Annotated in this window: 10 protein-coding genes; 9 read left to right on the top strand and 1 reads right to left on the bottom strand. The window is 35.0% G+C overall.

The window, feature by feature from the left end; all coding sequences use genetic code 11:
* The first annotated feature begins 2 nt into the window (after positions 1-2).
* The 8 genes from ACWA1F_RS20470 (at position 3) to ACWA1F_RS20435 (ending at position 8648) form a co-directional block, all read left to right on the top strand.
* Entirely contained in the window at positions 3-1814 is a 1812-nt protein-coding gene (locus ACWA1F_RS20470; RefSeq protein ID WP_456896463.1) for an ATP-binding protein, read from the top strand.
* Between the two features lie 713 nt (positions 1815-2527).
* On the top strand, positions 2528-3187 hold the full coding sequence (locus ACWA1F_RS20465; RefSeq protein ID WP_306160553.1) for a response regulator transcription factor: 660 nt from the start codon (positions 2528-2530) through the stop codon (positions 3185-3187).
* 98 nt (positions 3188-3285) lie between these two features.
* Positions 3286-4770 carry an MFS transporter gene (locus ACWA1F_RS20460; protein ID WP_456896460.1) on the top strand — a complete coding sequence of 495 codons (1485 nt, stop codon included), beginning with the start codon at positions 3286-3288 and terminating at the stop codon, positions 4768-4770.
* Positions 4771-4867: 97 nt separating this feature from the next.
* Positions 4868-6127 carry an alginate export family protein gene (locus tag ACWA1F_RS20455; protein ID WP_456896458.1) on the top strand — a complete coding sequence of 420 codons (1260 nt, stop codon included), beginning with the start codon at positions 4868-4870 and terminating at the stop codon, positions 6125-6127.
* 138 nt (positions 6128-6265) lie between these two features.
* Positions 6266-6631: a hypothetical protein gene (locus ACWA1F_RS20450; protein ID WP_306160559.1), complete on the top strand. Its 366-nt coding sequence runs from the start codon at positions 6266-6268 to the stop codon at positions 6629-6631.
* 156 nt (positions 6632-6787) lie between these two features.
* Positions 6788-7501, top strand: a complete 714-nt coding sequence (locus ACWA1F_RS20445; protein WP_456896456.1) for an exonuclease/endonuclease/phosphatase family protein — start codon at positions 6788-6790, stop codon at positions 7499-7501.
* 4 nt (positions 7502-7505) lie between these two features.
* Positions 7506-8129, top strand: coding sequence for a class I SAM-dependent methyltransferase (locus ACWA1F_RS20440; RefSeq protein WP_456896454.1), 624 nt, complete (start codon positions 7506-7508; stop codon positions 8127-8129).
* A 9-nt stretch (positions 8130-8138) separates the two neighbouring features.
* Positions 8139-8648 carry a hypothetical protein gene (locus tag ACWA1F_RS20435; RefSeq protein WP_456896452.1) on the top strand — a complete coding sequence of 170 codons (510 nt, stop codon included), beginning with the start codon at positions 8139-8141 and terminating at the stop codon, positions 8646-8648.
* A gap of 49 nt (positions 8649-8697) precedes the next feature.
* On the opposite strand, the gene ACWA1F_RS20430 is transcribed toward ACWA1F_RS20435, so the two are convergent.
* Positions 8698-9402, bottom strand: coding sequence for a Crp/Fnr family transcriptional regulator (locus ACWA1F_RS20430; RefSeq protein WP_456896450.1), 705 nt, complete (start codon positions 9400-9402; stop codon positions 8698-8700).
* Between the two features lie 178 nt (positions 9403-9580).
* Here ACWA1F_RS20430 and ACWA1F_RS20425 point away from each other — a divergent pair, with 178 nt between their 5' ends.
* Entirely contained in the window at positions 9581-13099 is a 3519-nt protein-coding gene (locus tag ACWA1F_RS20425) for a molybdopterin-dependent oxidoreductase (RefSeq protein ID WP_456896448.1), read from the top strand.
* Positions 13100-13281 lie beyond the last annotated feature (182 nt).

The following is a 13281-nucleotide window of genomic DNA, read 5'->3' as shown; positions in this document are numbered from 1 at the left end:
ATATGAAGAAAAGCAATCAGGAAGCTGCAGAAAAAATCACTTTCAAAAATTTACGACGACTGTATTTTTTTGCGCTTCTTACTATTGCCTTAACTATAATTATCAGTCAGTTTCTGGTTCAGTACAACTTGAATCAACAATTAAGCGATTCTAAAATCATTAACTTTTCTGGAAAGCAAAGAATGCTCAGCCAGAAAATTGTCAAAGAAGTTCTCATTTTACATTACGTTTCCGATTCGGCTACAGCCAAAAAAGCTTCCCATTTAAAAGAGGTTTTAGAACTGTGGAAAAAGAATCAAAATGCATTGGAAAATGGAAATGACAGCCTTGCTTTTCCGAAAGAAAAAAGCGAAACCCTCAACAAACTCTATCTGGAAATCAATCCTATTTTCAATAAAATAGCACAAACAACGGATTCTTTTCTACTGAATTTACAACAGAAAAAATCAGTTGCTGAAAATCAAAAATTGGTTCAGACCATTTTAGAAAACGAAGGCCTTTTTCTTTCTAAAATGAACCAGATCGTAACGCAATACGATCTCGAAGCACACGAAAAAGTAACCGAACAGCGCCGAATCGAATATTGGATTTTCGGATTTACATTGCTGGTTCTGCTTTTAGAATTCTTCTTCATATTCAAACCAACCAACAAAAAAATCGAAAGATTAATTGCCCAGCTTTTATCTTCTGAAAAGAAAGCTTTAAAACTGGCATACGACACCGAAATCATCAGCGAAATCAAAGAAAACTCGGTAAAAGAGCTGAAATCGCTCAATTATGCGATGGAAAATACGTTGCTGTATTGCCGAATTTCGCCAGACGGTTCCATCATTCATATTGGAGAAAAATTTGCAAAACTGCTTAATTACACCAAGTTTTCATCCAACAAAAAATTCTCAGAAGTCTTAACCGAAGACGAAAAAGAGCAGGTGAATTTTGATCGCTTAATTTTCGAAAAACAAAGAAGCGGCTGGCAAGGCGAAGTTAAAATTATCAACAAAGACGAAAAGGAAATCTGGCTCGATTTATCGATGGTTCCCGTTATGATCAAAAAAGACGAACTGGAACTTTTAATTGTTTGTTTCAACATCACCGAACGTAAAAAAGCACAGCGCGAAGTCGAGCGTTTGAATCTTGAAAATACAACAGAAAAAATCAATCAGCAAAAGATCATTTCCAGTAAAATTGTTGAAAATCAGGAAAACGAACAAAACCGAATCGCTAAAGAAATTCATGACGGAATCGGACAGATGTTAACGGGTTTAAAATTCAGTTTGGAAAGCATCAATCTCGACGACAGAGAAAAATCAGAACAAAAAATTGAGTATTTGAAGAAACTTTCTTTGGATATTATCAAGGGCGTCCGAACGGCAACTTTCAACCTGATGCCTCCAGAATTGAGCGATCACGGAATCGTTTCGTCTTTATCAAAACTAACACAAGAACTTTCAAAACTTACAGGAAAAGAAATCCTTTTCTACAACAAAACCGATTTTGACCAGCGTTTAGATTCGTTAATCGAAATCAACATTTACCGCCTTACACAAGAAGCGATTAACAACGCCATAAAATATGCCGAATCGTCGCATATTATTGTACAGCTTTCGCACAGTGAAACATTGTTAAGTATTATAGTAGACGACAATGGCAAAGGTTTCGACGTTAATTCTGTCGACAAAAAACGAAACAGCGAATCCGGAATGGGACTTTTATTTATGAAAGAAAGAATCCAATACATCAACGGCCGCGTTTTCATGAACTCCATTCCTGGCGAAGGTACGAGGATTACATTCAACATTCCGATTTTAAAATGAGATAATTGAGATAATTTGACAATTAGAAAATTATTTGAGCAACCGATAATAATTATCTAATTATCAAATTGGCACATTGTCTAATTAAAATAAGGGCGAGCCACCATCCCGATAAAAAGGGTAATTTTCTTTGCGTATACCCCTTTTTATCGGGTTGCTGTCGGGCTATCCGCTCCGCCGCGGCGGATTGCTCCTATCCCTCTCGCGGGCAGTCGTTTTCAGAAGATGTTTTTATTTATTCAGATATCATAAAAATCAATTGCCTACAGCTTTAGCTGGAGGAACATAAATAAGTCCTGAAAAGGCTTTAGCCAAACTTACACATTTGGCTAAAGCCTTCTACTTTATCTCTAAAAACCTCCAGCTAAAGCTGGAGGCAATTGAACGCAATATTATAATAAATAACACCATTTTTATCATTCTGAGGAACGAAGACACAAGCGACAGCGAATTGGCGAAGCAATCTTCGCGAGAAACTCCAAAATCTAAATCGACAATCTTTGTAGAGCTACTTACGAAGATTCTTCGTGCCTCAGAATGACAAACTGGAAGGAACTAACTTCGACAAAGTTGAGTCCATCAGCAATTGGAATTTGGAATTTTCAACATTAGAAATTTTAATATTGGAATTTACTTTTAAAAAAAGTACGTATATTAGCATCTTCTTTTTAGATGAATATACGTAAAAATCGAGAATCAAAATTAAGTAAACTATGAGTAATAACATTCGTGTAGTACTGGCAGATGACCATGTTTTTGTTAGAGACGGAATCAAATCTTTACTGGAAAACGAAGCAAACATTGAGGTTGTAGGTGAAGCAATAGATGGTGCAGATGCGCTAGAAGTAGTTGCTGCGACAAAGCCTGACTTACTTATAGTAGATATTCGTATGCCTAACTTAACGGGCATTGAGGTAGTAGAAAAACTTAGAAGCGAGAATAACAACGTAAAAATCATTATGCTTTCGATGCACGAATCCGAAGAATATGTGTTGAAATCTATAAAAGCGGGAGCCGACGGCTATTTACTAAAAGGCTCAAGCAAAGAAGAATTCTTAAAAGCACTTCATAGTGTTTCTGGCGGTGGAAAATATTTCAGCGGTGACATTTCTTCTATTTTAATTGGTCAATTAACTAGTTCTTCGGCATCATTAGAACCTAAACAAACTTTAGGCGAAGAAATGATGATTACCAAAAGAGAAAAAGAAATACTTACTCTTTTATTATCTGGAAAAGGAAACAAAGAAATCGCCGAAGCTTTAGACATCAGCAAACGAACTGCCGAGGTACACCGTTTCAACTTAATGAAAAAACTGAAAGTGAAAAACTTAATGGAACTTTCAAATAAAGCAGCTGAGTATTCATTGATTTAAAAAAATACGTATAAATACGTAATTATTTTTCAAAAACTGCGTTTTAGCAGGTTTTAACTAAGTTATAGTACTTATTTTTACATAAAAATATAAGTACTATGAAAAATTCAAACTCACTATCGCAATCACACAAAATTTTATTTTTGAACACATTGGCATTTACAGTGTGTTTTGCCTGCTGGACATTAAATGGTGTTCTAGTAACTTTTTTAGTTGATAATGGAATTTTCCATTGGGATGTTATTCAAGTAGGATGGCTTTTAGGTATTCCAATTTTAACTGGCTCTATCATGCGCCTTCCAATCGGAATCTTGACGGATAAATTTGGCGGAAAATATGTTTTTTCACTTTTATTACTGCTTTGTTCGATTCCACTTTTCCTTCTTCCCTATGCTGACAGTTTTGCAATGTTTGCTTTATTAAGCTTTCTATTCGGAATGGTTGGAACTAGTTTTGCAGTCGGAATTGGCTACACTTCAATCTGGTACCCAAAAGAATGGCAAGGTCGCGCACTCGGAATCTTCGGAATGGGAAATGCAGGCGCAGCTATCACTACTTTTTTAGCTCCATCTTTACTCAACCATTTTTCTATAGGTGATCCGCAAAATGGATGGAAAACGCTTCCTATTATTTATGCTGTTTCATTAGTCGTAATTGGTATTGCTTTTTTAATTTTCGCAAAAAATAAAAAAATAGAAAGCAACGGAAAAACTATTTCTCAAATGCTAACTCCATTAAAATCACAAAGAGTTTGGCGTTTTGGAGCCTATTATTTCTTAGTTTTTGGGTGTTTTGTAGCCTATTCACAATGGTTATTGCCAAACTTCATGAACGTTTACCAAACGAGCTTGGTTATGGGAGGTTTATTTGCTACTATGTTTAGTTTGCCTTCTGGCGTAATTAGAGCTTTTGGCGGTTACTTGTCTGATAAATTCGGAGCAAGAAAAGTAATGTATTGGGTTTTGGGTTCTTCAGTAATTTTAAGCGCTTTATTATCGATTCCTAAAATGGAAATCACCACTTCTGGTCCAGGAATACTAGCCGCTAAGAAAGGCGTTGTTAATGAAATTAATGATAAAACGGTAAAAATTGGAGATAAAGAATATCCGATTGCACAAAAAACCGCTAACACGGCTGAAAATACCATTTTTCCAACTTCGTCGAGCTGGCAGGATGTCGTTGTATCACACAATCAAAGTGTTGCAAAAAAAGAACTGATTGCTAAAGGTGTAACAGTCATTAAATTTGATGCCAACATGTGGGTATTTCTAGTTTTAGTAATTCTGATCGGAATTTCTTGGGGAATCGGAAAAGCGGCAGTTTACAAACATATTCCAGAATATTTCCCTAGTGAAGTTGGTGTTGTGGGCGGCATGGTGGGAATGATTGGCGGGTTAGGCGGATTTTTTGGTCCAATTATCTTTGGGTATTTATTAACCGCAACTGGAATCTGGTCAAGTTCATGGATTTTCATTTTAATATTCTCTACTATTTGTCTTGTTTGGATGCATTTCACTATTGCACAACTATCTAAAGAAAAACAAATTAAAGTAAGTAAAGCAAAATTAGAGCCTGCTTATTAGACTTAAATTAAAAAGAAATTAGAAATATGATTTAAATCATATTTAAATGACGGCTTTTTCTTATAAATTTACACTAAGAAAATAAACATGACAATTTATGAAAAAACTTAAACTAGTTTTAATACTTATAATAGGATTAAGTATTGATCTTCAGGCTCAGGAATTGGATGCAAATCTGCAGATCAGACCGCGTTTTGAATATAGAAATGGATACAAAACACTTTTGCCAGAAGGACAAAAAGGAACTTCGCAAATTTCGCAGCGTTCTCGCTTGAATCTAAATTTCAAACAAGACGATTTAACGGTGAGACTGACTTTTCAAAATACCAGGACTTGGGGAGATGTTGCCCCTGCAACTACTGCCGATAAAAATGGCGTAGCTGTATTTGAAGCTTGGGCACAATATAATTTTACCGAAAAGTGGAGTGCAAAAATGGGACGTCAAGTGCTTTCTTACGATAATCAGCGTATTCTTGGAGAAATGGACTGGGCGCAACAAGGACAAAGTCACGACGCGTTAACGATTACTTATAAAACCGAAAAACAAAAGTTAGATTTTGGAGGTGCCTATAATTCAACAGCAGAAAATGTATTTCAGACGCCTTATACTGTTGCTAACTATAAAGCAATGCAATATGCTTGGTATCACAATCAATTTAGCAGTGATTTAGGTTTAAGTTTTTTAGTATTGAATACAGGTTACGAATATGCTAATGCGGACGCTAAATTACTAGTGGATTACAAACAGACTTTCGGACCTTATTTAACTTATAAAAACAGTAAAATAGACAGTAATTTTTGGTTTTACGGACAAACTGGAAAAAGTACAGATTTAGAAGTTAGTGCATGGAATGCTGCCGCTAATTTCAACTATGCTATAACTCCTTCCTTTAAAGCTGGTTTAGGTTATGAGTTTTTATCTGGAAAAGATTCAAACGACGGAAGTACAGTGATTAAATCGTTTAATCCAATATTCGGAACCAACCACGGATTCAACGGTTACATGGATTATTTTTATGTTGGAAATCACTTAAACAATGTTGGGTTGCAAGATGCTTTCGTTAAATTGGGTTATAATGTAAACAAATGGCAATTTGCTTTAATGCCACATGTATTCTTATCTGCTGCTGATGTGGTTGTTGCAAACAACAAAATGGATTCGTATTTAGGAACGGAGATTGATGCAACTTTTGGATATAATTTCAAAAAAGATATTACGGTAACTGGAGGTTATTCTCAAATGTTTGGCTCTAAAACATTAGAAGTTTTAAAGTCTCCTGGTTATGCAGGCCATACTAACAACTGGGCTTGGTTAATGATTTCTGTGAATCCAAGAATTTTTAGTTGGAAAAAATAATTTTTCTATAAAATTAGCTTCTATATTTTACCCTTTTCCTATTTCGGAAAAGGGTATTTTTTTTTAATGTAATAAACACACATTATATGATTTAATTATTTATATTTGAGCCGATTAAGAACCCCAAATTCTATCCTAATGAAACCATTTCTAAAATTATCTATGTTAACCTTTTTGGTTACCCAAACTGGTATTGCCCAAAAATTTAATGATGCCTTGATTTCAAAAGGCTCAGAAATAAATTTTGCAAAAACGCAAAAAAGAGGCATTAAGAAAAACAACATTGTTTACTATGTTGAAAATGATTTACAAACCATTTCTGCTTACAAAAGAAAGAAATTGAAATGGCAAACCAATGTGATTTCTATTTGCGGAAAGCCGAAAAAAGGAACTCCTGAAATAAGATATGTTGGTTATAATTCAGACAGGCTACTTATCGTGATGGGAAAACATCATTTTGCAGAAATTGACATCAATTGCGGCACAACAAGACTTGTTGGTTAAGATTACAGAACTACTATAAATTAATTTCACAAATAATATAATGTCCTTTTTCAGATCTTGAAAAAGGACATTTTTTTGCTGTAAAAAGAAACATTTAAATATTAATAATTAGGTATATTTGATTTCACTTTTTAATTATTTTTTTAATTAATATGTATGAAAATCATTGCTTGGAATTGCAATATGGCATTCAGGAAAAAAGCTAAATATATTCTAGCTTTCAATCCTGATATTGCCGTAATTTCTGAATGTGAAAATCCTGAAAGGTTGAAATTTCCAGAAGACACAAAATCTCCTTCAGATATTCTTTGGTATGGAACAAACCCGCATAAGGGAATTGGTGTTTTTTCATACGGAGAATACAAATTTCAATTAATGGAATGCCATAATCCAAATTTCAAAAATATTCTCCCAATTACTGTTACAGGCGGAAAAATCGATTTTACTATGTTTGCTATTTGGGCAAATAATCCAACAGATAAAGATGGTGCTTACGTCACGCAGGTTTGGAAAGCGATTAATTATTATAAAGATTTGATAAAAGAAACCAAAACAATTTTGATTGGAGATTTTAACAGCAACACGATTTGGGACAAACCAAGACGAGAAGGAAATCACACTACAGTCGTAAATAAATTAGCAGAAAAGAATATTTTCAGCACGTATCATAAATACTTCAATCAAATTCAAGGTAAAGAAGCGCACCCAACCTGGTATCTCTATCGTCATGAAAACAAACCATATCATCTTGATTATTGTTTTGCTTCAAATGATTTTATCGAAGCTTTAGAAAATGTTGAAATCGGACGTTATCAAGACTGGACAATGCATAGCGATCATAAACCTTTAATAATCAAATTCAATATATAACACAATGAGCAACACTTGGACAAAAAGATGGGATGACCGTTACAAAAGCGAAGAATTTGCATACGGCGAAGAACCCAACAATTACCTTAAAGAACAAATTGAAGAACTAGAAACTGGAACTATTCTTTTTCCTGCTGAAGGCGAAGGACGAAATGCCATTTTTGCAGCAAAATTAGGCTGGCAAGTTTCGGCTTTTGATATTAGCGAAGAAGGCAGAAACAAAGCGCTTCTTCTCGCTAAAAATAATAATGTTTCGATTGATTATCAGGTTGGCGAATTAGAAACTTTGGATTTCGAAGAACAACAATTTGATGCGATTGCTTTAATTTATGCTCATTTTCCTGCTGTTATAAAATCTAAAATCCACAAACAGTTGGATAAACTTTTAAAGAAAGACGGAATAATTATTTTTGAAGCTTTCAGTAAAAAACATTTAGAATACGTAACCAAAAATGAAAAAGTCGGCGGACCAAAAGACATTGAATCTTTATTTTCTATTGAAGAAATAAAAGTTGATTTTCCTAATTATGAAATCATTGAATTAGAAGAAAAAGAAATTGAACTCAACGAAGGGTTATTTCATAATGGAACTGGTTCTGTGATTCGATTTGTTGGAAGAAAAAAATAAGAAATAATCATGCATCAAAAAATAGTAATTATATTTTTATTCCTATTTGTTCAAGCTTTTGGGCAAGAAAACACATCTCTAACATCTCAAGATTTATACACTAAAGATGGACTTGTTTACAAAGTCAGTAATGACTCTATTTTTTCAGGATTCATAGAAAATCGTCGATCAAATGATGTTTTATTATCAAAAACTGATTTTAAAGAAGGCCGAATAATGCTTTATTCTGAATATTATAACAAAAGCAAAAAGGGTATTCCATGTAGAAAAATATATTATCATGAAAATCTTGTTTTAAAAAAGAAAAAAGAAGACAAATTAGATTTTGATGGAAAGATATATCTCTCGACTTATTTTGATGAAAATGAAAACAAAATTCTAGAGGAATCTTTTTCAGAAGGTAAATTAGTTTACAGTTGCGAGTATAAAAACGGGAAGAAAAATGGAAAACAATTTTGTTTATCTAAAAATGGAGAAGAATTAAATTTCATCTACGAAAATGGTAAAAAAGTAAAATAAAAACTAAGAGCGAAGTCTTAGCATTTCAGAATCTTAGTAGCTTAGAACCTTAAAAATACTTATGCTCCATAATTTCTGAGCGAAGTTTTTCGGTATGAATAATCCCAACACGTTTTCCTTCGGTTTTAATCAAAGCTTCTTTTTTTAGGCTGGATAAAATACGAATCGCCTGTTCTTCTGTAGTTCCAGCAAAGTCGGCCATTTCCTTTCGCGAAAGCTCAATATCAATTAAACCATTAGTTTGTCCGAATTTGCGATGAATGTACAATAGCAAATCAATCACGCGCTCGCGGACATTCATATGTGCAATTTTGCGGATATTATTTTCACTTTTGTTTAATTCTTCGGCATAAAACAACATCAAAGTATAAGTAAATTCAGGAACGTTCTGTAAAATTTCCAACATCGTTTCGTTGCTAAAATTACACAAAACCGTATCTTCCAAGGCATAAGCGCCAATCAGATAACGTTTGCTTGTCCCGAATCCGCGGAAACCGATAATGTCGCCGTTTTTAGTTAAACGCACAATTTGTTCACGGCCGTTAATTCCGGTTTTGACGGTTTTAGCTTTTCCTTTGCAAATAAAATAAAGCCCTTGCAAAGGCTCACCCTCCGTAATAAACCGATCCGATTTTTTGCAGATTATATTTTGCTTTTTAGAAATATAATTGGTCATCTGCTCTAAATGCAGATGCTTCTTTATAAAACAATTCTCATTTGTACAGGAATAACATACCGCTTGCTCTTCTTTCATGAGTTCTAATATTTAGCAGATTAAAAACTAATGTGTTGTTCCTCATTTATTTTCATCAAAAATAAAAAAATAAATTCAAAAATTAAGTATTAATACGTAAAAAGTACTTATTTTTGCATAAGTACTTATCTAAAGTCAGACTATTCAATAAAAGTAGTATCTCTAAATAGAACACCAAATGCAAACTACGAAGATCAAAACTACCTGTTCCTACTGCGGCGTTGGCTGCGGCATAATCGTGACCAACGATGCTAAAAATGGTGTAATGGTCGAAGGCGATAAAGATCATCCTGTAAACAAAGGAATGCTGTGTTCTAAAGGAATGAACCTGCATTACGTAGTTAATGATACTTCAGATCGAATTTTATATCCTGAAATGCGAGGCAGTAAATCTTATCCGCTGGAACGCGTAAGCTGGGATACTGCACTTGACCGAGCTGCTGCCGTTTTTTCTTCTATTATAAAAAAACACGGTCCAGATAGTGTTGGATTTTATATTTCGGGACAATGCTTAACAGAAGAATATTACTTAGTCAATAAACTGGTGAAAGGTTTTTTGAAAACCAATAATATCGATACCAATTCCAGACTTTGCATGAGTTCTGCAGTTGTAGGATATAAGAAGACTTTTGGCGAAGATTCGGTTCCCATCGCTTACGATGATATCGAATTGGCCGATACGTTTTTAATCACAGGAGCCAATCCTGCTTGGTGCCACCCTATTCTATTCAGAAGACTTGAAAAACATAAAGAGAAAAATCCGAAAACAAAAATAATCTGTATCGATCCGAGGAGAACCGATACTGCTGTTTTCTCCGATTTACATTTGCAGATTATTCCTGGATCGGATATTATTTTATATCATGCCATCGCTAAACGCATTATCGAAAAAGGATATGTAGATCATGATTTTGTAAAAAATAATGCCGAAAACTTTAAACAATACAAAGACTTAGTTTTAGGCACTTCGCTTGAAAAAGCTTCTAAACTTTGCGGTATTTCGGTGCCGGACATTAAACTTGCCGCCGATATTATCGGAAAAGCAAAAGGATTTATTTCGCTTTGGGCAATGGGTTTAAACCAAAGCGCTGTTGGAGTTGATAAAAATACGGCATTACTGAATTTGTCTTTATTAACGGGACAAGTTGGAAAACCAGGTTCTGGACCATTTTCATTAACAGGTCAGCCGAATGCTATGGGAGGACGAGAAGTTGGCGGCATGGCAACACTTTTGGCGGCGCATAAAGACATTGCCAATCCGACACACCGAAAAGAAGTTGCTGATTTTTGGGGTGTAGACGAGATCTCAGACAAACCAGGTTTAACCGCCACAGAAATGTTTGAAGCTTTAGAATCTGGAAAAATGAAAGCGGTGTGGATTATCTGCACCAATCCATTAGTGAGTTTACCAGATTCGAGAAGAGCCGAAAAAGCGCTTAAAAATGCCAAATTTGTTGTAGTTCAAGATATTTCGCATAATGCTGATACAGCCAAATTTGCCGATTTATTATTGCCTGCTGCTGGATGGCTGGAAAAAGAAGGAACGATGACCAACTCGGAACGTCGTATTTCGTATCTGCCAAAAGGAATCAATGCGCCTGGAGAAGCGCTTCCAGATATTGAAATCTTAATTCGTTTTGCTAAAAAAATGAATTTCAACGGATTCAATTTCAACAGCGCCGAAGAGATTTACAAAGAACATTGCGCGCTTACCAAAAATACTAATATTGATATTTCGTTTTTAAACTACAATCGTTTAAAAAACGAAGGCACTTTCCAATGGCCAGTTCCAGATTACGGGCATCCGGGAACTCCAAGATTATTTACCGATAAAAAATTCTATACGCCTTCGGGAAAAGCCATTTTTAATTTGCCGGTTTCTATAGAAAACACATCAGTTCAGCCTAATGCAGAATTTCCATTTATCCTGACAACAGGACGAATCCGAGATCAATGGCATACGATGACCAAAACGGGAAAAGTGTCTCGATTGTTAACACATATTCCGAGTCCAGTATTAGAAATCAATCCAATTGATGCTTTTAAAAATGATATTAAAAATGGCGATATAGTTGTGGTTTCAAGCCAAAATGGAGAAGTTCGCGTAAAAGCAAAAGTAACTGATTCGATCAAAGAAAAAGTCGTTTTCTTGCCGATGCATTGGGGAAAACAGCTTGAAAATGATTTAAACAGAACGAATAATTTAACGAATACGGTTGTAGACCCAGTTTCAAAAGAACCTGATTTTAAATTCACAACGGTTTCGATAAAAAAATACGTAAAACCATTTCAGAAAATTGCCATTGTAGGTGCTGGAGCGGCTTCTTTCCGATTTATTCAAAATTACCGTGAATTCAATTCAACCGACGAAATTATTGTTTTTTCGAATGAAGTAAATCCGTTTTACAACCGTGTTTTGCTTCCAGAATATATGACGGGAGAATTTACTTGGGAACAGCTTTTGAAAGTAAAAGACGGCGAAGCTTTCAATAAACTAAAAATTACCATGAAAGCTGGGGTTGCAATTGAAAAATTAGATGCAAAACAAAAAACAATCTTAGACAGTACGGGAGAAATCCACAGTTTTGATTCTTTGATTATCGCTACAGGAAGCCGTCCTTTTATTCCAGAAAATGCACAGCTTCATTTACCTGGACGTTTTACCGTTAGACGAAAAGAAGATGCCGATCGTTTGAAAAAACATTTAGACAGCACCAATCTTCCACCAGAAGAACAGCATGTCGTCATTATTGGTGGCGGTTTATTAGGTTTGGAACTGGCAGCTGCTTTAAAACATAAAAAAGTAAAAACCACTATAATTCAGCGTGCTTCGCGATTAATGGAGCGTCAATTGGATTTAATTTCAAGCAAATTACTGGCAGAAGAAGTGCAGCTTCGTGACATTCAGATTTATTTTGATAATGAAGTCAGTACTGTTTTTGAAACTGATAATCCGAATGAAATTGAGATTGCCTTAAAAAGTGGTAAAATCATCACCGCCAATGCGATTGTATATACGATTGGAACGATTCCGAATATTGAAATAGCACGCGAAAGCGGTTTGGCCTGCGGACGTGGCGTTAAGGTAAATCAATATCTTCAGACTTCAAATCCAGATATTTTCGCCATTGGAGAAATTGCCGAATTCGATAATAAGTTATTCGGAATTACTTCTGCGGCAGAAGAACAGGCAGATATTTTAGCCAACTTTTTAGCGGGCGATATCAGCAGTTATTACAAAGGTTCAATTTTAATGAATATTCTTAAACTAGAAGACATAAACCTTTGCAGTATTGGTGATATTAATATTCCAGAAAATGACGATTCGTACGAAGAAATTGTTTTTGCCGATTTGAAAAAACGTTATTACAAAAAATGTATTGTAAAAGACGATCTTTTGGTTGGTGCAATTTTAATGGGCGATAAAAACGAGTTTGCCGAATTTAAAACGATGATTGAAAGCAAAATCGAATTATCAGACAAACGAAATACGCTTTTAAGAGGAAGTTCGAACGCAAAACCAGTTTTGGGCAAATTAGTCTGCTCGTGCAGTCAAGTCGGAGCCGGAAACATTGAAGAGACCATAAAAAGTGGTGTCTGCGATTTTACCGATTTATGTAAAAACACAGGCGCAGGATTAGGCTGCGGAAGCTGTAAAACAGAGGTTAAAGAGATATTGGCAAAATGTAAAGTTTAAATTTTGTTTCAAGTTTTCTTTGTTTGCTTCGCCTGTTCGGCTTTCAGCCTCGGGTCAAGTTTCAAGTTATTGGAACGTGAAACTTGAAACTAAAAACAACGAAATGTCACCCTGAGCGGAGTCGAAGGGCGTTCCAATTGGAATCGGGCTTCGACTCCGCTCAGCCTGACAAACGTGAAACA

Source organism: Flavobacterium erigeronis, from assembly GCF_054075165.1.
The sequence above is the reverse complement of the archived record's forward strand: the minus strand, read 5'-3'. Positions and strand labels throughout refer to the sequence as shown.

Bases quoted from the DNA above. Each gene is read 5' to 3' on its own strand.
- ACWA1F_RS20460 (WP_456896460.1), top strand. From the start codon at position 3,286: ATGAAAAATTCAAACTCACTATCGCAATCACACAAAATTTTATTTTTG.
- ACWA1F_RS20425 (WP_456896448.1), top strand. From the start codon at position 9,581: ATGCAAACTACGAAGATCAAAACTACCTGTTCCTACTGCGGCGTTGGC.
- ACWA1F_RS20440 (WP_456896454.1), top strand. From the start codon at position 7,506: ATGAGCAACACTTGGACAAAAAGATGGGATGACCGTTACAAAAGCGAA.
- ACWA1F_RS20450 (WP_306160559.1), top strand. From the start codon at position 6,266: ATGAAACCATTTCTAAAATTATCTATGTTAACCTTTTTGGTTACCCAA.
- ACWA1F_RS20455 (WP_456896458.1), top strand. From the start codon at position 4,868: ATGAAAAAACTTAAACTAGTTTTAATACTTATAATAGGATTAAGTATT.
- ACWA1F_RS20435 (WP_456896452.1), top strand. From the start codon at position 8,139: ATGCATCAAAAAATAGTAATTATATTTTTATTCCTATTTGTTCAAGCT.
- ACWA1F_RS20445 (WP_456896456.1), top strand. From the start codon at position 6,788: ATGAAAATCATTGCTTGGAATTGCAATATGGCATTCAGGAAAAAAGCT.
- ACWA1F_RS20430 (WP_456896450.1), bottom strand. From the start codon at position 9,402: ATGAAAGAAGAGCAAGCGGTATGTTATTCCTGTACAAATGAGAATTGT.
- ACWA1F_RS20470 (WP_456896463.1), top strand. From the start codon at position 3: ATGAAGAAAAGCAATCAGGAAGCTGCAGAAAAAATCACTTTCAAAAAT.
- ACWA1F_RS20465 (WP_306160553.1), top strand. From the start codon at position 2,528: ATGAGTAATAACATTCGTGTAGTACTGGCAGATGACCATGTTTTTGTT.